The organism is Pseudomonas sp. 1L-E-NC-VB-C3, assembly GCF_057291535.1.
In genome coordinates this window covers 45,109-65,080 of the sequence record NZ_JBXAWD010000007.1, presented here as the reverse complement: position 1 = coordinate 65,080, position 19,972 = coordinate 45,109, and the positions used below count along the sequence as shown (strand labels likewise).

Genomic DNA, 19,972 nt, shown 5'->3' with positions numbered 1-19,972 from the left:
TCGCTCATTCACCGTTACGCGTCCCTCCCCTTCAGCAGTACTTCGCAGTGTCTCGCAAAGTGAATGGAACTTTCCTCGAGCCTTTTCGAGCTCCCTAAAGCGCATAAAACAAAGGCTTTCGAGCTGAACAATGTGCTGCTTTTGAAAAACCGCATAAGTTTTTTTTGGAATAAGCCTTATGAAAATTTTTTCTTAGCTACGCTCTAGGATGTTCTTAGCTCTGTTGTTACAAGAGTGAAACGCTTACACCCTAAAATTACGTCAAATATTTGGCGACGGTAACACAACATTGAGATCCAGGGAGATGCACCCATGCGCGTTTTAACCCCCCTCTGCAGCGCGGTTTTGCTGGCCATGGCTTGCACTTCCCAAGCCCAGGCGATGAACCTCACCGAGGCGATTCAAAGCACCATCGCCACTCACCCGGAACTGGCGTCGCGCGTGGACGCCCGCTTGTCAGCGGATGAACAGGTGAAAGTGGCCAAGGGCGGGTTTTATCCGTCGGTCGATCTGAACGCTGCCTACGGTCGCGGTTACAGCGACAACACCAATACCCGCGCTTTCGGTAACCACAACACCGAAATCCTCAATTACACCCAGTCGGAGCTGCGCTTGCGGCAGATGATCTTCGACGGCTTCAACACCGCCAACGAGGTCGAGCGCACCAAGGGCGTGTCCAACTCGCGCGCCTACTACGCGCAAGGCACCGCGCAGGATCTGGCCCTGCGCACCATCGAGGTCTACCTCGAAGTGCTCAAGCGTCGGGAACTGGTGACGCTGGCCAAGAACAATTTGCAGGCGCACTTGCGCGTCAACGATCAGATCGGCCTGCGCACCGAGCGCGGCATCGGCAGCACTGCAGACTCCGATCAATCGGTTGCCCGTCGTGCACTGGCGCAGAACAACCTCGACACCGCCGAAGTCGATCTGGCCGACGCCGAATCGAATTTCTACAGCGTGGTCGGACGCATGCCCGATGAGCTGGAAACCCCGGCCTCGACTCGCGGTGAACTGCCGCCGGACCTGCGTGAAGCGCAGCAGAGCATGGTCGACAACAACCCGTACCTGAAATCGGCCCAGGCTGACGTGCAGTCCGCCGAGAGCCAGTACGAAGTGGCCAAGTCGCCGTTCTACCCGCGCTTCGACGCGGAAGCGGCAGTGGGCGCGAACAACAACGTGCAGGGCGACGAAGGCCACGACAACGAATGGCGTGTCGGTGTGGTGATGAACTACAACCTGTTCCGAGGCGGCAGCGACAAGGCACGCCTGGCCGCGAATGCCCACGACATCAACCAGGCGATGGACATCCGCAACAACGCCCTGCGTCAGCTCAACGAGAACATTCGCCTGGCCTGGAACGCCATGGAGAACGCGAAGAAGCAGACACCGACCGCCCGCGAATACGCCGAAACCACCAAACGCGTGCGCGCCGCTTATCAGGACCAGTTCGGCCTCGGCCAACGCACCTTGCTCGACCTGCTCGACAGCGAAAACGAGCTGTACAACGCCAACCGTCGCTACACCGAAATCCGCTACACCGAGGAATACTCGATGTACCGCGTGCTGGCGAACATGGGCCAGTTGCTGAGCAAGCAACGCGTGGTGCTGCCGGCTGATGCGATTGCCACGACCGAAGTGAAAAACCAGGCGCGCCTGCCGGAACTGAAATAAACGGTGCAGGAACTGACTTTGCCCTGATCGTTCCCACGCGCAGCAAAGGAATGCCTCAAGGGACGCTCCGCGTCCAGTGACGCGGAGCGTCACGGGCTGCATTCCCACGCAAAGCGTGGGAACGATCCGATAACCGAGCCCGTTCAACAGAGGCAATCACTATGACCAGCATGGAACCCGGCGCCATCGGGGTCGATCCGCGCCTGAGCTTCGACGACCCGTTACTCGACGGCCTGCTGATCCTCTGCAAACTGCATGGCGCCACGGTCAGTCGTGCCAGCCTGAGCGCCGGGCTGCCCCTCAACAAACAACGCCTGAGCCTCGATCTGCTGCCCCGTGCAGCCGCGCGGGCCGGATTGCAGGCGCGGTTGTTGCGCCGTGACCTGAAAGACATTTCGCCGCTGAACCTGCCGATCCTGCTGCTGCTCAACGACGGCCGCACTGCCGTGCTGCGGCGCTTCGGCGAGGACGGCAAAGCCCTGCTGCTGCCCAGCGAAGCCGACGGCGGCGAGCAATGGGTGAGCCGCGAAGAACTCAACGAGCACTACAGCGGCCAGGCCTTGTTCGCCCGCCCGCGCCATGAACTCGAAGACCTCCGCGCGCCGCTGGTGCCACGGGTAAACGCGTGGTTTCGCGACACTCTCAAACTGTCGAAATGGCTGTACAGCGATGCGATCCTCGCCAGTTTCCTGATCAACCTGCTCGGCCTGATGGTGCCGCTGTTCGTCATGCAGACCTACGATCGCGTGGTGCCCAATCAGGCGACCTCGACGCTGTGGGTGCTGTCGATCGGTTTGCTGATCGGCACCGGTTTTGAACTGGTGCTGCGCGTGGTGCGTGCGCATCTGCTCGACACCGCCGGGAAGAAAACCGATGTGATCCTCTCGGCAACCTTGTTCGAGCGCATCACCGGCATGTCGATGAAGGCGCGGCCAGCAACCATTGGCGGCTTTGCCCAGAGCATTCACGACTTCCAGGGCCTGCGTGAATTTCTCACTGCCGTGACCCTGACGAGTCTGATCGACTTGCCCTTCGTGGTGTTGATGCTGGTAGTGATCGGCCTGCTCGGTGGCTGGCTGGTGGTGATTCCGCTGCTGGCGTTTCCGATCACCATCATCTTCGCCATGGCGATTCAGGTGCGCCTGCGTGACACCGTGCAGAAAAGCCTGAGCCTCGGCGCCGAGCGTCAGGCGGTGCTGATCGAAACCCTCGGCGGTCTGGAAACCCTCAAGGCCTGCGGCGCCGAAAGCGAGCGCCAGCACAAATGGGAAAGCACCCACGGCGCCCTCACCCGCCTCGACAGCCACGCGCGCAACCTGTCGGCGCTGGCCACCAACGGCACGCTGTTCATCCAGCAGTTTTCCGGGATGGCGACGATTGTTGCCGGGGTTTACAGCATCATCGCCGGCAATCTCAGTGTCGGCGCGCTGGTCGCCACTTACATGCTCGGCAGCCGCGTGCTCGCCCCGCTCGGCCAGATCGCCGGGCTGATCACCCGTTACCAGCAAGCGCAACTGACCATGAAAAGCACCGACGCGCTGATGGCCCTGCCGCAGGAACGCGACGGCAAACAACGGCCACTGGAACGTACGCAGCTGCAAGGTGCCCTGGACGTCAGCGGCGTGACGTTCCACTACAACGGCCAGAATGCACCGGCGCTGAGCGAGGTCAGCTTCAGCCTGAAACCCGGCGAGCGGGTCGGCATCATCGGCCGCAGCGGTTCCGGCAAAAGTACCTTGGCGCGATTGGTGATGGGCTTCTACGAAGCGGAACAAGGCCAGCTGTTGCTCGACGGCCTCGACCTGCGCCAACTGGACGTGGCTGACCTGCGCCAGCAGATCGGATATGTCGCCCACGACCTGCCGCTGCTGGCCGGCAGCCTGCGCGACAACCTGACCCTGGGCGCGCGCTACATCAGCGATTCACGCATGCTCGAAGTCGCCGAACTGACTGGCGTCACCGAACTGGCCCGACAACACCCGCAAGGCTTCGACCGACCGGTGGGCGAACGCGGACAGCTGCTTTCCGGCGGCCAACGCCAAGCGGTGTTGCTGGCGCGGGCATTACTACTCGATCCGCCGATCATGCTGCTCGACGAACCCACCAGCGCCATGGACAACAGCAGCGAAGATGCACTGCGGCAGAAACTGCATGGCTGGGTGCAAGGCAAAACCCTGCTGCTGGTCACCCACCGCACCTCGATGTTGAGCCTGGTGGACCGGTTGCTGGTGCTGGATAACGGCCGGGTCGTCGCTGACGGCCCGAAAGAAGCGGTCATCGACGCACTGCGCAAGGGCCGTGTCGGCTCGGCGGCGGTCTAGGAGTTACGCCATGCCTGCTTATTCCGATAGCAACAAGCGCGGCTACTTCGACAGCTTCGGCAAAAGCGCCGAAGCCGAGTTCATGCCGGAAACCGCCGGCGCGGCGTTGCAGGATTCGCCGCGCAAATCGCGGATCACCGTGTGGCTGGCGGCAGCGCTGCTGATCGCCGCCCTGGTCTGGGCCAAATTCGCCGTGCTCGAAGAAGTGACCATGGGCGAAGGCAAGGCGATCCCGTCGAGCAAAGTCCAGGTGATCCAGAATCTCGAGGGCGGCATTGTCACCGAGATTTTCGTTCGCGAAGGCCAGATGGTCGGCAAGGGCGACACGCTGCTGCGTCTGGATGACACGCGCTTTCGCTCGAACAAGGGCGAGAGCGAGGCCGACCGTTACGCGCTGACCGCACAGGTTGAACGCTTGTCAGCGGAGGCCGAGGGGCGCCCCTTCAAACTCTCCGCTGAAGTCATCGCCAAAGCGCCGCAAGTCGCCGAGGACGAGCGCTCGCTGTACGAGCAACGCCAACGCCGCCTGGCCAGCGAACAGCGCACCCTCAGTGAACAACTGCGGCAGAAAACCCAGGAACTGGCCGAATTTCGCTCCAAGCAAGGCCAGTTCAGCTCCAGCCTCGCGTTGTTGCAGCAAGAGATGAACATGTCGGAACCGCTGGTCAAAACCGGCGCCGTTTCACCGGTGGAAATCCTCCGCCTCAGACGCAGTGCCGTGGAAATTCGCGGCTCGCTGAACGCCACCACGCTGGCGATTCCCCGCGCCGAATCAGCCATCGCCGAGATCCGCAGCAAGATCGACGAATCCGAGCAGACCTTCCGTTCCGAGGCCGCCAAAGAGCTGAATGAGAAACGCACCGACCTGTCGAAAATCACCGCGTCGAGCATCGCCATCGACGACCGCGTCAGTCGCACTACGGTGACGTCGCCGGTGCGTGGCGTGATCAAGCAGATGAAGGTCAACACCATCGGCGGCGTGGTCCAGCCGGGCAGCGACATGGTTGAAATCGTGCCGCTGGAAGACAACCTGCTGATCGAAGCCAAGGTCCGCCCGCAAGACGTCGCGTTCCTGCATCCGGGCCAGAAAGCCATGGTCAAGTTCAGTGCCTACGACTACACGATTTACGGCGGGCTGAGCGCCAAGCTCGAACTGATCGGCGCCGATACGATCACCGATGACAAGGGCAACAGCTTCTATCTGATTCAGGTGCGCACCGACAAGAATCACTTGGGCGGCGACGTGAAACCACTGCTGATCATCCCGGGGATGGTAGCGACGGTGGACATTATTACCGGTGAGAAAAGCGTCTTGGATTACCTGCTCAAACCGGTGTTGAAAGCGCGGACCGAGGCGATGCGCGAGCGCTAGTGATCTTTGAATTGCGGTGATTGATCTGGCGCTTTCGCGAGCAGGCTCGCTCCCACAATTGGAATGCGTTCCCCTGTGGGAGCGAGCCTGCTCGCGAAGAAGCCCGCACAGACAATGATCATCTGTCGCCATGGTTACGCTGGAAGACCTCCTCCCCCATCGCCGCAATCTGCCCTTCGATCAGCGCTTCAAACGGTTTCAGTAACGGCGCAAACGTCGTCGGCGCTTCGAGGGTTTCCAGCGCCTGCACGATCGCCTCTATAGTCGACAGCGCCCCTGGCCCCGGTGCCTTGCGCAAGCGATAGCGCGACACGCCGCCCTCGACCAGCGTCACCCGTGGCAGTGCTGCCAGCAGCGGATTGAGGTGCAACATCTTGCGCGCTTTGCGCCAGGTGCCGTCCGGGACGACCAGCAACATTGGCTGATCATTTGGCGCGTAAACCTGCAACGACTGCGCATCCTCAGCCGGGAACAGCAAGCGCGCCTGATAACCCGGCCGGTTCAACAGTTTCGGCAAATCTTCGAATACCTCGCCGACAATCAGCTCGGCATTGCTCAGCCCCAGCGCCGCCAGCCGCGCGGTATTGAGCGCGTGACTGACCTCGCTCGGATGCTGCAGCAGCAACACCCGGGTGCGGCTATCGAGGTGCGGAATCAATGGGCACAGGCAATGGGTCTGGGGGCGCAGGCAGCGCGGGCATTGGGGTCGGGACATTTTTTTCTCAAGCCTGATTGAGCTGCGCTTTGAGCAAATCGCGGAAGGTCTGGATCAGCGGCTCGCGGCTGCGGCCCCTGCGCATGATCATCGAAAACGGCGCCTGATAACCGAAGGTCGCTGGCAGCAGAACGCGCAGATCGCCCTTGTCGGCCCAGGCCTGCGCGTAGTGTTCCGGCAGGTAACCGATGTAGGCGCCGGAGAGCACCAGAATCAGCTGCGCTTCCATACTTTCCACGGTCGCGGCACTGTGTTTGAAACCGTGGCGGGCCAGTTCCGCCTGACTCCAGTAACCGCGCCCGACCATTCGTTGCTGAGTGATGACCTGCTCGGGGATGCGCCGCTCGTTGAACAACGGGTGACGACTGCTGCAATACAGCCAGTGCTGCTCGCGGTACAGCGGCATGTAGACCAGACCGCTCATGCGCGTGGAAAACGCACCGATGGCCAGATCGAGGCGATTGTCCTGCACGCCGAGCTGCAATTCGTAAGGGCTCATCACCGACAGGTGCAGATGCACCGCCGGGTGTTCCTGGCTGTAGGCGCCGATGGCTTCGGCAAACGGCAGGGCCTTGTCGCTGACCGTGGAATCGATCACGCCAAGGTTGAGCGTGCCGCGCAGTTCGCCCTTCAGCGCGGCGGCGTATTGCTCGAAGCCTTCAAGCTCGGCGAGCAGGCGCAGGGTTTCCTGATGGAACAGCTCGCCCTTGCTGGTCAGGCTGAAGCCACCGCGCCCGCGATGGCACAGCACCAGACCGAGCGCGGTTTCGAGCTGGCTCATGTAAGTGCTGATCGCCGAGGTCGACAGGTTGAGTTCCTGCTGCGCGTTGGCAAAACCCTGATGGCGCACGACGCTGACGAAGATGCGCAGGAGTTTCAGGTCGGGTAAAGCGTTGGCCATGTCTACTCCGGGCTTTGCAACTGTGTGTATGTGGGAAAAGCCCCTCACCCCAGCCCTCTCCCCGAGGGAGAGGGAGCCGATCTCCATGGCTTTCAAATCCTGAGTTCGACTCGATTTTTCAGGTCGATGCAGATTCCGCCAACAACTCGGTCGGCCCCCTCTCCCTCTGGGAGAGGGATGGGGTGAGGGCAACAATCTTCAGCCCTACACTTCATTCGAACCCACCAAAGTCTAATCCCACCTCTCCCATTAGTTTAGAAAAATCTGAACTAAGTTTTTGCCCGTAGCGATTCTTCCCCGTCACTACATTTCGCATGATCGACCCCACAGCGGCGTCCGAACCTGTGCTCAACGGCGCGCCGGCATAAATAAAACAAAGACGATGAGGCCCTACCCGTGGACAAGATTCTTCACCAACCACTGGGCGGCAATGAAATGCCGCGCTTCGGCGGCATCGCCACCATGCTCCGACTTCCCCATGTACCGACCGCTGCCGGCCTTGACGCTGCCTTCGTTGGCGTGCCGCTGGACATCGGCACTTCGCTGCGCCCCGGCACCCGCTTCGGGCCGCGCGACATCCGCACCGAATCGGTGATGATCCGCCCGTACAACATGGCCACCGGCGCCGCGCCGTTCGACTCGCTGTCGGTGGCCGACATCGGTGACGTGGCGATCAACACCTTCAACCTGCTCGACGCCGTGCGCATCATCGAAGAAGCCTACGACAACATCCTCGAGCACAACGTCATCCCGATGACCCTGGGTGGCGACCACACCATCACCCTGCCGATCCTGCGTGCGATTCATAAAAAGCACGGCAAGGTTGGCCTGGTACACATCGATGCCCACGCTGACGTCAACGATCACATGTTCGGCGAGAAGATCGCCCACGGCACCACGTTCCGTCGTGCCGTCGAAGAAGGTCTGCTCGATTGCGATCGCGTGGTGCAGATAGGTTTGCGTGCCCAGGGTTACACCGCCGACGACTTCAACTGGAGCCGCGATCAGGGCTTCCGCGTCGTTCAAGCCGAAGAGTGCTGGCACAAGTCGCTGGCGCCGTTGATGGCCGAAGTGCGCGAGAAGGTCGGTGGCGGTCCGGTGTATCTGAGTTTCGACATCGACGGCATCGACCCGGCCTGGGCGCCCGGCACCGGCACCCCGGAAATCGGCGGCCTGACCACCATTCAAGCGATTGAAATCGTCCGTGGCTGTCAGGGCCTCGACCTGATCGGCTGCGATCTGGTAGAAGTCTCGCCCGCTTACGACACCACCGGCAACACCTCGCTGCTGGCCGCCAACCTGCTGTACGAAATGCTCTGCGTACTGCCTGGCGTGGTTCATCGCTGAGGGTCGGTCATGCACGCACGTGATCAGGTTTTGCACGCGGCCGCCGAGTTGGTCGCCGCGTTTGCGCGTAACGATCGCGAAGCTTACTTCGGGGCGTTCAGCGCCGATGCCAGCTTCGTCTTCTACACCCTCGACCAGCCATTGCTGTCGCGCGATGCCTATCAGGCGTTGTGGGACCGCTGGCGTGCCGAGGATGGTTTCGAGGTGCTGTCGTGCACCTCGAGCAACGCCTTTGTCAGCCTGCAGGGTGACGTGGCGGTTTTCATCCATGACGTGGCCACCGAGCTGCGCATGCAAGGGGAGCAACACTTCAGCCAGGAGCGCGAGACGATTGTTTTCAGAAGACAAGCGTCGAGTCTAGAACAACAAGGCCTATGGCTGGCCTGTCACGAACATTTGTCCGCAATGCCGGAAGGGCTGCCACCCCCTTAGCCAATGGTGACGCTCACGCACGATGAGCGCGCCTGATGATCGGAGCAGATCATGAATAACAACAACAACGAAAAAAGCCTTAGCAGCATCGAAACAAACGGGGTCGAACAGATCCCGGATCATGAGCGCGACGCCCGACCCAGCGACCTGTTTCGCTTGATCTTCGGCGGCGCCAATACGTTTGCCACCGCTGTGCTCGGCAGTTTCCCGGTGCTCTTCGGCCTGTCGTTTCAGGCCGGTGTCTGGGCGATTGTCCTGGGTGTGGTGGTCGGTGCGCTGATCCTCGCGCCGATGGGCCTGTTCGGCCCGCTCAACGGTACCAATAACGCCGTGTCTTCCGGTGCGCACTTCGGCGTGCACGGGCGGATTGTCGGTTCGTTCCTGTCGTTGCTGACGGCGATCGCGTTCTTCTCGCTGTCAGTGTGGAGCTCGGGTGATGCGCTGGTCGGCGGCGCCAAACGCCTCGTCGATTTGCCGGAAACCGACCTGACCCTGGGCCTGGCCTACGGTCTGTTCGCGCTGCTGGTGCTGACCGTGTGCATCTACGGTTTCCGCATCATGCTGTGGGTCAACCGCATCGCCGTGTGGGCCGCGAGCCTGTTGTTCCTGCTCGGCATCTTCGCCTTCGCCCCCGCTTTCGACAGCCAGTACGCCGGCAGCGTGGCGCTGGGTCAGGCCGGGTTCTGGGCGGCATTCATCGGCGCGGCGCTGGTGGCGATGAGCAACCCGATTTCCTTCGGTGCGTTCCTCGGCGACTGGTCGCGCTATATCCCGCGTGAGACGCCGAAGGGCCGGATCATGCTGGCGGTGATCGCCGCGCAACTGGCGACGTTGATCCCATTCCTGTTCGGCCTTGCCACCGCCACCATCGTCGCGATCAAGGCGCCGGACTACATCGCCGCGAACAACTATGTCGGCGGCTTGCTGGCCGTGTCGCCGAGCTGGTTCTTCCTGCCGGTGTGCCTGATTGCGGTGATTGGCGGCATGTCCACCGGCACCACGTCGCTGTATGGCACCGGGCTGGACATGTCCAGCGTGTTCCCGCGCGTGCTCTCCCGGGTCAAGGCGACCTTGCTGATCGGCGTGCTGTCGATCGCCTTCATCTTCATCGGCCGTTTTGCGGCGAACCTGGTGCAGAGCGTGTCGACCTTCGCCGTGCTGATCATCACCTGCACCACCCCATGGATGGTGATCATGATCATCGGCCTGGTGGTACGGCGCGGCTTCTACTGCCCGGATGACCTGCAAGTGTTCACCCGCGGTGAACAGGGCGGACGCTACTGGTTCAACCACGGCTGGAACTGGCGCGGCCTCGGCGCGTGGATCCCCAGCGCACTGGTCGGCCTGTGCTTCGTCAACCTGCCGGGACAGTTTGTCGGCCCGCTGGGCGAACTGGCCGGTGGCATCGACATCAGCTTGCCGGTGACATTGGGCCTGGCGTCGGTGGTGTATCTGACGCTGCTGCGCCTGTTCCCCGAACCTCGGGAGGTGTTTGGGCCGACGGATGTGCGCAGCCAAAGCAACGATGCCCCGGCTAAACCCGCCATGCGCCAGGCCGCCTGAATAAACGCAAAACCCTGTGGGAGCGAGCCTGCTCGCGAAAGCGATCTGTCAGTCACATCTTTATTGAATGTGCGTGCGAATTCGCGAGCAGGCTCGCTCCCACAGGAAGCCTTGCAGACCCCATTTGCTTCACCATAAAAAAGACAATCGGAGACACGCCATCATGGCTTTGGATTTATTCGTCGTCCTCATCTACGCCGCCGGCATGCTCTTGCTCGGCTATTTCGGCATGCGCAAGGCCAAGACCAACGAGGACTTTCTCGTCGCCGGTCGCAACCTCGGCCCGAGCCTGTACATGGGCACCATGGCCGCTACCGTGCTTGGCGGTGCGTCGACCGTCGGCACCGTGCGCCTGGGCTACGTGCATGGCATTTCCGGTTTCTGGCTATGTGCGGCACTGGGTTGCGGCATCGTTGCGCTGAACCTGTTCCTCGCCAAGCCGCTGCTGAAACTGAAGATCTACACCGTTACCCAGGTCCTGGAAAAACGCTACAACCCGATGGCCCGCTCGGCGAGCGCGGCAATCATGCTGGCTTATGCGCTGATGATCGGCGTGACCTCGATCCTCGCCATCGGCACCGTGCTGCAAGTGCTGTTCGGCCTGCCGTTCTGGATTTCGGTATTGCTCGGCGGTGGCGTGGTGGTGATCTATTCGGCGATCGGCGGCATGTGGTCGCTGACCCTGACCGACATCGTCCAGTTCATCATCAAGACCGTCGGCCTGATGTTCATCCTCTTGCCGATCTGCCTGTACCGTGTCGGCGGCTGGGATGAGCTGGTACTGAAACTGCCGGCCACTGCGTTCAACTTCACCACGATCGGCTGGGACACGATCATCACCTACTTCATGATCTACTTTTTCGGCATCCTCATCGGCCAGGACATCTGGCAACGGGTGTTCACCGTCAAGACCGCCAAGGTCGCGCAATACGCCGGCAGCATCGCTGGCATCTACTGCATCGTTTACGGCCTGGCGTGCGCGCTGATCGGCATGGCCGCGCACGTGCTGATTCCGGATCTGGACAACGTCAACAATGCCTTCGCGGCCATCGTCAAACTGTCGCTGCCCGATGGCATCCGTGGTCTGGTGATCGCGGCTGCACTGGCAGCGATGATGTCCACCGCCAGCGCCGGCCTGCTCGCCGCTGCCACCACGCTGACCGAAGACCTGCTGCCGAAGCTGCGTGGCGGCAAGCAGTCGAGCCTGCGCGTGAACCGCCTGTTCACGCTGCTGACCGGTGTCGTGGTGCTGGGTATCGCGCTGGTGGTGAATGACGTGATCAGCGCCCTCACCCTCGCCTACAACTTGTTGGTTGGCGGCATGCTGATTCCGTTGATCGGAGCGATCTTCTGGAAACGCGCAACCACTGCCGGCGCGATCGCCAGCATGGGCCTGGGCTTCGCCACAGCTCTGCTGTTCATGTTCAAGGATGGTCTGGATGCCAACACGCCGATCTACTACAGCCTGGCCGTTGGCCTGGTGAGTTTTGTCGTGGTCAGCCTGTTGTCCCGTCGCCCGGCGACCGTGGCAACGGCGGTATGAATCGGCTGTAACGACTTGATGTTTTCTTCAGCGGGTGTGGCGTCGGTGGCCACACCCGTTTTTTTCGCTTGGCGAAAAGCAAAAGATCGCAGCCTTCGGCAGCTCCTACCATTTGTAGAAACTGCCGACGGCTGCGATCTTGAAATCTCTGATCGCAGGTATTAACGGCGACGTGGCTGGCGTCGGCGCTGTTCGTCGTCCGTGCGAATCGGTACCGGTTGCAGAGGCGGTTCGATCAAACCGAGGGCAACTCCCAAATCGTGCAGCCAGTTCTGGATTTTCTCTTTCATCGTCATGCCCCCTTCAGGGTGGTGCTGAGCGGCCGGAATTCTGAGGCCGCTTCGCACTGATAATAGTCCGAAGTCCTACGCAATGCTCGGCCAAATCCGCAATGATCTGTTACTGAATTGAACAGAATCTGTTGCGATTGGTTCACGCGGTTTCCCGCACTTCATGCAAAGCCACGGGATAGACCGCTTGCTGCACGTCGATCCAGGCATTCAGGTTGGCCCCGGCCATACCCTTGCGCCACATGAGCCATGTTGTCGCACCCGCGAACGGCTCGGCCAACGGATGCACGGCGACGCTTTCTCGACCCGGCAGGCTGGCGAGCATCGACTCGGCCATCAACGCCACACCACTGCCGGCAATCACACAGGCGAGCATGCCCTGATACGACTCGATCTCCATCGGCCGGCCCATTGCGGCATGGTAGTGAGAGAACCATGCCTCCAGGCGCATGCGATATGAACAACCCTGGCGAAAAGTGAACACCGAGCGCCCTTCCACGTCGCGCGCGCTGTGCACCGGTGGATGGTCGATTTCAGTGATCAGCACCAGCCGTTCCTCGCACAGCGGCACGCCATCGAGCCCGGCCAGTTGCAGCGGTCCGTCGACCAATGCCGCGTCGAGGCGGCCGGTGAGCAAACCTTCGAGCAGTTCGCCGGTCGGCGCCGATTGCACCTGCAAATTCACCGTCGGGTATTGCTTGTGATAACGCGCCAGCAGCGCCGGCAGATGGATCGCCGCCGTGCTGTACATGGTGCCCAGCACGAAATCCCCGGCCGGTTGCCCGCCCATCACCGCCGCACTGGCCTGATCGCGCAGAGCGAAGAGTTTGCCGGTGTAGTCGAGCAGCACCTTGCCCGCCGGCGACAACTGCAAACGCTGCCGTTCGCGCACGAACAATTCGACACCCAGCTGCTCCTCGAGCTGTTTCAGGCGCGTCGACAGATTCGACGGCACACGATGCAAGCGCTCGGCGGCGCGGGTGATCGAGCCTTCCTCGGCGACCGCCTGAAATATCCGCAGCTGGCTGAATTCCACAATCTTCTCCTGAACAGAACAAGTTACTCACTATTATTCAATTTTAAAGAAAGTCAATCGATCCTAGCCTGACGGTCATTGCTGCCTTGAAGGAAGCCCGACCATGTCGCCGCTGATACGTTTATCCGCCTGTTTCGTTGCCCTGATGATGGCCATGGGCATCGGCCGTTTCGCCCTGACGCCACAGATGCCGCACCTGCTCAGCGAAGGGCAGATCGACCTCACCGCCGCCGGGCTGATCGCGGCGGCCAACTACCTCGGCTATCTGCTTGGTGCTGTGGATGCGATGTTCGCGCAGCGGCCGCAGCAGGTGCAGCGACGGCTGCATGGCGGGCTGTGGCTGTGCGTGCTGCTGACACTGGCGTCGTTCTGGGCCAGCGGTTTCTGGTCGCACCTGCTGTTGCGCTTTGGCACCGGGGTGGCGAGTGCCTGGGTGCTGGTGATGATTACTTCGCTCAGCCAGCCGCTGGCGGCGGCAGCGGGTCGCCCGCGCTGGGGTGCTCTGGTTTTTGCCGGGCCGGGTCTGGGGATTTTTCTCACAGGCTTGCTGGCGCTGGTCTCACATCGATTGCAGCAGACATCGGCAACCCTGTGGCTGATTTACGCGGCGGCTGCGCTGCTGATGATGCTCGGCGTCTGGCGGTTGTTACCGCAGCCCACGGCGGCAGCGAGCCCAGCGACAATGCATGTGAAAACAGCGAATCGAGGCATTGGCCGACTGGCGCTGGTGTATGCGCTGTACGGCATCGGCTACATCATTCCGGCGACGTTTCTGGCGCAAATGGCCAACGCGCAGTTTCATGGCCAGTGGCAGGCAGATCTGTTCTGGCCGTGTTTTGGCCTCGGCGCGGCGATCGGTGTGTGGCTGGTGAGCTTGCGTCGGCATGATCCCGAGACCACGCGGCACTGGCTGATGGCGACGCTGTGGCTGCAAGCGGCCGGAGTGTTCGCCTGTCTGCTGGGCAGCGGCGTCGGCTTGGCGTTGGGGGTGATCCTCTGCGGCACGCCGTTTCTGGCGTGCATGCAACTGGTCATGCAGCGTTCGCGAGAGCTGGCGCCCCACGCCACTCAGCGCAACGCCGGGATGCTCACGGCGTGCTTCGCTGTCGGCCAACTGAGCGGCCCGCTGCTGGCGGCGCTGAGCAGCCATTTCAGCGGCGGTTTGCAGCCGGCGCTGCTGATCGCCGGTGCCGGCCTGTTGCTGGCCGGCGCGCTGGCGATGCAGGCCAAGGCTACTGGCCCAGCGCCTTGCGCAAACGCCGACGCAGCCACTGCTCGGCGCTGACGAAAGTGATGCCGAGCAGCACCAGCACGGCGCCGATGACGAAGTTCAGGCTCAACTGTTCGCCGAGCAGCAGCACGCCGAAGGTCACGCCGAACAACGGCGTCATGAACGAGAACACCGCAAGGTTGGCCGCCAGATAACGGCGCAGCAGCCAGAACCACACCAGGTAGCTGAAGAACGACACCACCAGCCCTTGGAACAGCACACTGGCCACCGCCACGGTAGTCAGGCTGACGTGGGTGATCTGGCCGCTGAACAGCGCGATCAACAGCAGACCGAGGAAACCGACCAGCAACTGATAGAACAGGGTCAGCGTCACCGGCGCTTCCGACAGTCGCGAGGCGCGCACCACCACGGTGGTCGCGCCCCAACAAGCGCCGGCCAATACGCCGAAGGCATCGCCCAGCAGCATGCGCCGATCAAGGTTGTCCCACGACACACCGCCGGCGAAGGCAATCGCAATGCCGATGAAAGCCAGGAGAATCCCCAGCCATTGCAACGGGCGCAACCGCTCGCTGGCGAGCAGGAAATGCACGCCGAGTGCGGTGAAGATCGGCGCGGTATACAAGAACACCGACATATGCGCGGCGGTGGTCAGTTGCAGGCCTTCGGCGATGAACAGGAACTCCAGACCAAACAGCGCACCGGCCAGCAAGCCGCCGCGCCAGGTGCTGCCGACCTGATCCCAACCGCCCTTCCAGCAGATCAGCAAACCGACCAGCAACGCAGAAATCCCCGAGCGCCCCGCCGCTTGCATCACCGGCGCGATGTCAGTCGCCGCCCATTTGATCAGGACTTGCTGCACACCCCAGATCAGGCACAGGCCGATCATCACTTGCAGGGCAAAACCGTCGGCATTGCGCCGCTCGGCACTCACCGCAACACCTCGAACACACACAACATGGCAGGCCATCCAATGGTCAGAAAACAGTGTCGGGGATTATCAATCAGATGCGCGGAAAAAGCCGTCTGGAAAAGACCTTTATTTGGTCAGTGGCGTCAGCGCTGAATGGTTGACGGCTGCGCCGTCATTCGCGGGCAAGCCCGCTCCCACAGAGGGTTCGGTGAACATGTGGGAGCGAGCCTGCTCGCGAAGAGGCAGCATTGCCAACACAACTGCCGGATCAACTCAGGCAAACCGCTTCGCCACCAGATAACCCACCGTGCAGGCAACCGCCGTCGCCACTGTCCCCCACGCCCAGTCCATCAAACTCACCTGCACCGACCAGTCGCGCAATGTCGCCCAATTGGTCAGGTCATAAGTGCCGTACGCCACCAGCCCCAACAGCGCACCCAGCTTCGCCGCTCGCTGCCAGCTCAGCGCCGGCAAGACCACGAATACCACGCAGCCAATAACGTACAGGCAATAAAAAACCGCTGCGGGCAACAGCAGCGGTTTATCCAGCATCAGCGAACCGAGAAGTTCGCGATAGGTCGGCGCCATCAGCAGCCCGAGCCAGATGCCATCGAGCAGCAGAAACGTCAGTAGCGTCGAGACGTATGCGATCAGCGCCTTTTTCATTGGCTCACCCCTTTAGATGTGGGAGCCGCCGACTTTCAAGATCAAGATCAAAAGATCGCAGCCTTCGGCAGCTTCTACATGGGCCTGCGGTGAGTCAGGTTAGTTCAATGCGATCGGCGTGAATGACGATCTTGCCTTCCTTGTACAGCGAGCCGATGGCTTTCTTGAAGTTGCCCTTGCTGACGCCGAACAGGCTGCTGATCAGTGCCGGATCACTCTTGTCACTGACCGCCAGGGTGCCGTCGTTTTCGCGCAACTTGCCGAGGATCTTCGAACTCAGGCTGCTGGCCGCTGCCTGGCCAACCGGTTGCAGGCTCAGGCTGATCTTGCCGTCGGCACGCACTTCCTTGATGAAGCCTTTCTCGCGCATGCCCGAACGCATGAACTTGAAGATCTCGTTCTTGTGGATCAGGCCCCAGTGCTTGTTGTTGATGATCGCCTTGAAGCCCATGTCGGTGGCTTCGGCAACCAGCAGATCAACTTCCTGGCCCGGGCTGTAGGTGGCCGGGGTCTTGTCCAGGTAACGATCGAGGCGCGCGGTGGCGGTGATGCGGCGCGTGTGTTTGTCGAGGTAGACGTGCACCACGCAGTATTCGCCAGCAGTCATCTGGCGCTTTTCTTCCGAGTACGGCAGCAACAGATCTTTCGGCAGCCCCCAGTCGAGGAACACGCCGATGCTGTTGACTTCAACCACTTTCAGGCTGGCAAATTCGCCGACCTGAACTTTGGGTTTTTCCGTAGTGGCGAGAAGTTTGTCTTCGCTGTCCAGATAGATGAATACGTTGAGCCAGTCTTCATCTTCGCTGGGAATATCTTTGGGGATATAACGGTTGGGCAAAAGAATTTCGCCGTCGGCACCGCCGTCCAGATATAAACCGAAGTTAGTGTGTTTAACCACTTGCAAACTGTTGTAACGCCCGACTAAAGCCATTTCCGAAACCCTCAATACGTGGGCGGCATTCTACCCGTTTTTGCCGCAAACGTCGGGCGACAGATCCTCGCAGCGGAAAATCTGCTTCAACCTGTTGATTTTGCTTGAGCACTGCCCGGTGAGGTGCCGCTCGTCAGTCCGGCCCAGCGGCTTACGGCTGCGCACAATTGCCTCACGCCGATTCGATGTTCTTATTTAAAACAGGGAGTTAGCTAAAAATTAACAGTGTCGATCAGGCAATAATACAGCGCTGGGCTTGGTTATTCCGGGGGATATTTACCAAGCTATTGTCAAGTTATTCCTGTACGATGCCTGGCCGAGTTACTTTTCTAAAGGTTAATGGCCGCCATGCGTGTAAAAGCATCCACCAGCAAAGCAAAGCCAGCTCCAGCCGTTGAAACCAGCGAATCGATCAACGATCAGATCGCAGCATTCCTCAAGTCCGGCGGCGAGATCCAGCAAATTGCCAAAGGCGTCAGTGGCCAGACATTCGGCCCGTCCAAGCAGATCAGCCTGGGCAAGAAGTAACACCGGTTTTACCCCGTCCAGAGGCGCTTTGAGCTTCGAAGCGCCTGGACTGGCACCGCGCAATACCCCTTCGCTTTAAACAATAATCCTCAAAAATCGACGAACGGCCATCAATGCCGGTTATTCGCCGGTATCCTTGCACGCGTCTAGATCAAGCGTTTCAGCAGGCCTTCGCCCTGCGCTCGCGGTTCATGGAGTGACGCATGCGCCCATTTTCCTGTTTATTGTTCGTCAGCCTGCTGTCAGGCGCGACCGCGCACGCGCAGGTTTTTCAGGGTGAACTGGGCGACTTCGATCTCAAGCTCGGCACCACGCCCAGCCGCAGCATGGCCCAGGGTCTGGTGAAACCGGCGGCGGTCGGCTCGTTTCACGGCGGCCTCGACCTGAGCCACGACAGCGGCGTGTATTTCGGTCAGTACGCGCCGAGCATGGGCATCACCCCCGGCAAAAACCTCGAGATCGATTCCTACGTCGGCTTCAAGCAGCCTTTCGATCAGGTGCTCGGCTATGAAGTCGGGATGATCCATTACAGCTATCCCCGCGTGGACACCCTCGACAGCCAGGAGCTGTTCGGCGGTCTGACTCTGCTCGGCAGTCGCTTCGGCATCGCATTGAGCAACGACCCGGATAAACAGAACAACACCTTGTTTGCCGACCTCACTGGCAATCAGCCGTTCGGCATCGGCGTGAGCATGAAATACACCACCCATCAACTGAACACACCGGTGGCGGTGGACGGTGGTTATGTCAGCAGTTTCACCGATTGGTCGGTGAAGCTGTCGCGACCATTCATGGGTGTCGATCTCGATCTGATCTACAGCAATTCCAGCCTCAGCGGCAGCGATTGCTCGGCCTATTCCGGGCACAACAGCGAGTGCGACGGCCTCGTCACCCTCAAGGCTGTACGCACGTTCTATTGATCGGCTGAACTGCCGCGCGCATCCTGCATCACATAAGAATCAGATTTCCGACGCCAGGCTCTCGCAAGGATTTGCCCATGTCTCGCTGGTTCAAACAGATTGCCGCCCTGCTGATCTTCACCCTCGCCCTCGGCGCTTGCAGCCGCGTGGGCCTGGCCTACCGCAACCTCGACGTGATTATTCCATGGTCGCTGAGTGACTACGTGGACATGAACGGCGAGCAGAAAGACTGGTTCAACGACCGGCTCAAAGAACACCTGAGCTGGCACTGCACCACGCAGTTACCGGGTTACCTCGACTGGCTGGACCGATTGCAGGCCATGGTCGAGAGCAATCAGGTCAGCGACGCCGCCCTGCAGGAGCGCACCGCCGAAGCCAAGCAGGCCATTGCCGAAACCGCCCGGGAAATCACCCCTTCGGCCATCGAGTTGCTACAAGGTCTGGACGATAGACAGGTGGCAGAAATGAACGACGCGTTTGCCAAGGATTTGCGCAAACGTCAGCAGGAATACGTGAAACCGCCGTTGGCCCAACAGATCAAGGAACGCGGCGAGCGCATGGAAAAACGCCTGAACGATTGGCTAGGACCGCTCAGTGATTCACAGAAACAACGCGTCGTGGCCTGGACCAATGCCTTGGGCGACCAGAACACCCAATGGATCGCCAACCGCGCGCACTGGCAGCAACAGTTCAGTGCCGCCGTTGCGCAACGCCAAAGCCCCGAATTCCCACAACGCATCGAGACGCTTCTGGTCAACCGCGAGCGCTTATGGACAGCAGATTACCGCAAGGCCTACGCCAACACTGAAGCCCAGGCACGCTCGCTGTTTGTCGATCTGATGGCGCAGAGCACACCGCAACAGCGTGAGCGGTTGTTGAAGAAAATCGAGAGAGTGCGTAAAGACTTCAATGACCTGAAATGTCTCAAGGCCGCTCAGAAACCTTGAGATTACTGGAATCCAATGTGGGAGCGAGCCTGCTCGCGAAAGCGGTGTATCAGACAGTTCAATGTCACTGACAAACCGTATTCGCGAGCAGGCTCGCTCCCACAGGGAGATTTCGCTGGCTCAGGCGATTTGAGCCTTTGAAGCGACTTCATCAAATGTCACCTCATCCAGCGCATCCTCCTGCTCATCCAGCACCTGACGCGGGTGGTCGTTGCCGGGGATGCTGCTGTCGATCAGGCTCAGCAGGCTGGAACCGCGCTGCGTCAGAATGAAATTGTTGCCGGTACTGCCTTCATGATCCGGACGCGGCTCGATATAACCACGGTCAAGCAGCAGACTTTCATACTCACAGGCCAACGTTTTCAAATGGTCGAGATTCTCGATCGGCTCGCCAGCGCTGGCTTTCTCGGCCGCGTAGGCTTCGGCATAAGCGCGGGGAGCGAAGCTCTGTCCAGCGCTGTTCTGCACTTCATGCAGCAAACGTTCAATCAAATCCCAGTTATAAGTTGTCATCCTGGTTCAACCTCCGGTGCGGGTGATTTGTGCCGCTTTCAAAGGTTGTGACCCAAGCGCTGCGCAGCCGTTCAGCCGCATATCTTCGCGGCGACCGACCGGCGGTCTGTCGATTCTCTCGCTGGTTAAACGACT

At 60.7% G+C, this 19,972-nt stretch carries 19 protein-coding genes; 11 read left to right on the top strand and 8 right to left on the bottom strand.

What is annotated here, in order from left to right; all coding sequences use genetic code 11:
- Positions 1–312: 312 nt before the first annotated feature.
- The 3 genes from AC0Z5Z_RS13160 to AC0Z5Z_RS13150 all read left to right on the top strand — a co-directional run bounded on the left by AC0Z5Z_RS13160 (position 313) and on the right by AC0Z5Z_RS13150 (position 5,364).
- A complete protein-coding gene (locus tag AC0Z5Z_RS13160; protein WP_039761048.1) occupies positions 313–1,671 on the top strand; it encodes a TolC family outer membrane protein in 1,359 nt (452 codons plus the stop codon).
- Positions 1,672–1,832: 161 nt separating this feature from the next.
- A complete protein-coding gene (locus AC0Z5Z_RS13155; RefSeq protein ID WP_122505896.1) occupies positions 1,833–3,992 on the top strand; it encodes a type I secretion system permease/ATPase in 2,160 nt (719 codons plus the stop codon).
- 10 nt (positions 3,993–4,002) lie between these two features.
- Entirely contained in the window at positions 4,003–5,364 is a 1,362-nt protein-coding gene (locus AC0Z5Z_RS13150) for an HlyD family type I secretion periplasmic adaptor subunit (protein WP_024012054.1), read from the top strand.
- Between the two features lie 118 nt (positions 5,365–5,482).
- Here AC0Z5Z_RS13150 and AC0Z5Z_RS13145 read toward each other — a convergent pair whose 3' ends face one another.
- Both AC0Z5Z_RS13145 and AC0Z5Z_RS13140 read right to left on the bottom strand, forming a co-directional pair.
- Positions 5,483–6,079: a tRNA-uridine aminocarboxypropyltransferase gene (locus AC0Z5Z_RS13145; RefSeq protein ID WP_485611190.1), complete on the bottom strand. Its 597-nt coding sequence runs from the start codon at positions 6,077–6,079 to the stop codon at positions 5,483–5,485.
- 7 nt (positions 6,080–6,086) lie between these two features.
- Complete coding sequence (locus AC0Z5Z_RS13140; protein WP_095180681.1) at positions 6,087–6,980, bottom strand: LysR family transcriptional regulator; 894 nt, start codon at positions 6,978–6,980, stop codon at positions 6,087–6,089.
- A gap of 396 nt (positions 6,981–7,376) precedes the next feature.
- On the opposite strand from AC0Z5Z_RS13140, the gene speB reads away from it, so the two are divergent.
- The 4 genes from speB to AC0Z5Z_RS13120 all read left to right on the top strand — a co-directional run bounded on the left by speB (position 7,377) and on the right by AC0Z5Z_RS13120 (position 11,865).
- Entirely contained in the window at positions 7,377–8,327 is a 951-nt protein-coding gene (gene speB / locus AC0Z5Z_RS13135) for an agmatinase (RefSeq protein WP_003222717.1), read from the top strand.
- A gap of 9 nt (positions 8,328–8,336) precedes the next feature.
- Entirely contained in the window at positions 8,337–8,759 is a 423-nt protein-coding gene (locus tag AC0Z5Z_RS13130) for a YybH family protein (RefSeq protein ID WP_150636595.1), read from the top strand.
- 51 nt (positions 8,760–8,810) lie between these two features.
- Positions 8,811–10,322 (top strand): purine-cytosine permease family protein, encoded by a 1,512-nt coding sequence (locus AC0Z5Z_RS13125; protein WP_150636593.1) that lies wholly within the window; start codon positions 8,811–8,813, stop codon positions 10,320–10,322.
- 163 nt (positions 10,323–10,485) lie between these two features.
- Complete coding sequence (locus AC0Z5Z_RS13120; RefSeq protein ID WP_150636591.1) at positions 10,486–11,865, top strand: sodium:solute symporter family protein; 1,380 nt, start codon at positions 10,486–10,488, stop codon at positions 11,863–11,865.
- 161 nt (positions 11,866–12,026) lie between these two features.
- On the opposite strand, the gene AC0Z5Z_RS13115 is transcribed toward AC0Z5Z_RS13120, so the two are convergent.
- Both AC0Z5Z_RS13115 and ptrR read right to left on the bottom strand, forming a co-directional pair.
- Positions 12,027–12,155 (bottom strand): PA1414 family protein, encoded by a 129-nt coding sequence (locus AC0Z5Z_RS13115; protein WP_003184145.1) that lies wholly within the window; start codon positions 12,153–12,155, stop codon positions 12,027–12,029.
- Positions 12,156–12,297: 142 nt separating this feature from the next.
- Positions 12,298–13,191 (bottom strand): putrescine utilization regulator PtrR, encoded by an 894-nt coding sequence (ptrR, locus tag AC0Z5Z_RS13110; RefSeq protein WP_041478964.1) that lies wholly within the window; start codon positions 13,189–13,191, stop codon positions 12,298–12,300.
- A gap of 103 nt (positions 13,192–13,294) precedes the next feature.
- Between ptrR and AC0Z5Z_RS13105 the strand changes: the two genes are divergently transcribed.
- Entirely contained in the window at positions 13,295–14,476 is a 1,182-nt protein-coding gene (locus tag AC0Z5Z_RS13105; RefSeq protein ID WP_485611189.1) for an MFS transporter, read from the top strand.
- Here the strand turns inward: AC0Z5Z_RS13105 and AC0Z5Z_RS13100 are convergent.
- The 3 genes from AC0Z5Z_RS13100 to AC0Z5Z_RS13090 form a co-directional block, all read right to left on the bottom strand.
- On the bottom strand, positions 14,424–15,353 hold the full coding sequence (locus tag AC0Z5Z_RS13100) for a DMT family transporter (protein WP_024012047.1): 930 nt from the start codon (positions 15,351–15,353) through the stop codon (positions 14,424–14,426). The two genes, AC0Z5Z_RS13105 and AC0Z5Z_RS13100, sit on opposite strands and share 53 nt — an antisense overlap.
- A 252-nt stretch (positions 15,354–15,605) precedes the next feature.
- On the bottom strand, positions 15,606–15,998 hold the full coding sequence (locus tag AC0Z5Z_RS13095) for a DUF2177 family protein (RefSeq protein ID WP_150636587.1): 393 nt from the start codon (positions 15,996–15,998) through the stop codon (positions 15,606–15,608).
- A 94-nt stretch (positions 15,999–16,092) separates the two neighbouring features.
- Complete coding sequence (locus AC0Z5Z_RS13090) at positions 16,093–16,929, bottom strand: CvfB family protein (protein ID WP_485611188.1); 837 nt, start codon at positions 16,927–16,929, stop codon at positions 16,093–16,095.
- Positions 16,930–17,268: 339 nt separating this feature from the next.
- Between AC0Z5Z_RS13090 and AC0Z5Z_RS13085 the strand changes: the two genes are divergently transcribed.
- The 3 genes from AC0Z5Z_RS13085 to AC0Z5Z_RS13075 all read left to right on the top strand — a co-directional run bounded on the left by AC0Z5Z_RS13085 (position 17,269) and on the right by AC0Z5Z_RS13075 (position 19,324).
- Entirely contained in the window at positions 17,269–17,457 is a 189-nt protein-coding gene (locus AC0Z5Z_RS13085; protein ID WP_016985943.1) for a hypothetical protein, read from the top strand.
- A 203-nt stretch (positions 17,458–17,660) separates the two neighbouring features.
- A complete protein-coding gene (locus AC0Z5Z_RS13080) occupies positions 17,661–18,377 on the top strand; it encodes a TorF family putative porin (protein WP_236167948.1) in 717 nt (238 codons plus the stop codon).
- 77 nt (positions 18,378–18,454) lie between these two features.
- The gene (locus AC0Z5Z_RS13075; protein ID WP_252868975.1) at positions 18,455–19,324 is read left to right on the top strand and encodes a DUF6279 family lipoprotein; all 870 of its coding nucleotides are present in this window, start codon (positions 18,455–18,457) and stop codon (positions 19,322–19,324) included.
- Positions 19,325–19,444: 120 nt separating this feature from the next.
- Here AC0Z5Z_RS13075 and AC0Z5Z_RS13070 read toward each other — a convergent pair whose 3' ends face one another.
- On the bottom strand, positions 19,445–19,837 hold the full coding sequence (locus AC0Z5Z_RS13070; protein WP_095180673.1) for a transcriptional regulator: 393 nt from the start codon (positions 19,835–19,837) through the stop codon (positions 19,445–19,447).
- Positions 19,838–19,972: the final 135 nt, after the last annotated feature.

Excerpts from the sequence above, each read along its gene's own strand:
- AC0Z5Z_RS13160 (WP_039761048.1), top strand. The coding sequence starts at position 313 with ATGCGCGTTTTAACCCCCCTCTGCAGCGCGGTTTTGCTGGCCATGGCT.
- AC0Z5Z_RS13155 (WP_122505896.1), top strand. The coding sequence starts at position 1,833 with ATGACCAGCATGGAACCCGGCGCCATCGGGGTCGATCCGCGCCTGAGC.
- AC0Z5Z_RS13150 (WP_024012054.1), top strand. The coding sequence starts at position 4,003 with ATGCCTGCTTATTCCGATAGCAACAAGCGCGGCTACTTCGACAGCTTC.
- AC0Z5Z_RS13145 (WP_485611190.1), bottom strand. The coding sequence starts at position 6,079 with ATGTCCCGACCCCAATGCCCGCGCTGCCTGCGCCCCCAGACCCATTGC.
- AC0Z5Z_RS13140 (WP_095180681.1), bottom strand. The coding sequence starts at position 6,980 with ATGGCCAACGCTTTACCCGACCTGAAACTCCTGCGCATCTTCGTCAGC.
- AC0Z5Z_RS13130 (WP_150636595.1), top strand. The coding sequence starts at position 8,337 with ATGCACGCACGTGATCAGGTTTTGCACGCGGCCGCCGAGTTGGTCGCC.
- AC0Z5Z_RS13125 (WP_150636593.1), top strand. The coding sequence starts at position 8,811 with ATGAATAACAACAACAACGAAAAAAGCCTTAGCAGCATCGAAACAAAC.
- AC0Z5Z_RS13120 (WP_150636591.1), top strand. The coding sequence starts at position 10,486 with ATGGCTTTGGATTTATTCGTCGTCCTCATCTACGCCGCCGGCATGCTC.
- AC0Z5Z_RS13115 (WP_003184145.1), bottom strand. The coding sequence starts at position 12,155 with ATGAAAGAGAAAATCCAGAACTGGCTGCACGATTTGGGAGTTGCCCTC.
- AC0Z5Z_RS13105 (WP_485611189.1), top strand. The coding sequence starts at position 13,295 with ATGTCGCCGCTGATACGTTTATCCGCCTGTTTCGTTGCCCTGATGATG.
- AC0Z5Z_RS13095 (WP_150636587.1), bottom strand. The coding sequence starts at position 15,998 with ATGAAAAAGGCGCTGATCGCATACGTCTCGACGCTACTGACGTTTCTG.
- AC0Z5Z_RS13090 (WP_485611188.1), bottom strand. The coding sequence starts at position 16,929 with ATGGCTTTAGTCGGGCGTTACAACAGTTTGCAAGTGGTTAAACACACT.
- AC0Z5Z_RS13085 (WP_016985943.1), top strand. The coding sequence starts at position 17,269 with ATGGCCGCCATGCGTGTAAAAGCATCCACCAGCAAAGCAAAGCCAGCT.
- AC0Z5Z_RS13080 (WP_236167948.1), top strand. The coding sequence starts at position 17,661 with ATGCGCCCATTTTCCTGTTTATTGTTCGTCAGCCTGCTGTCAGGCGCG.
- AC0Z5Z_RS13075 (WP_252868975.1), top strand. The coding sequence starts at position 18,455 with ATGTCTCGCTGGTTCAAACAGATTGCCGCCCTGCTGATCTTCACCCTC.
- AC0Z5Z_RS13070 (WP_095180673.1), bottom strand. The coding sequence starts at position 19,837 with ATGACAACTTATAACTGGGATTTGATTGAACGTTTGCTGCATGAAGTG.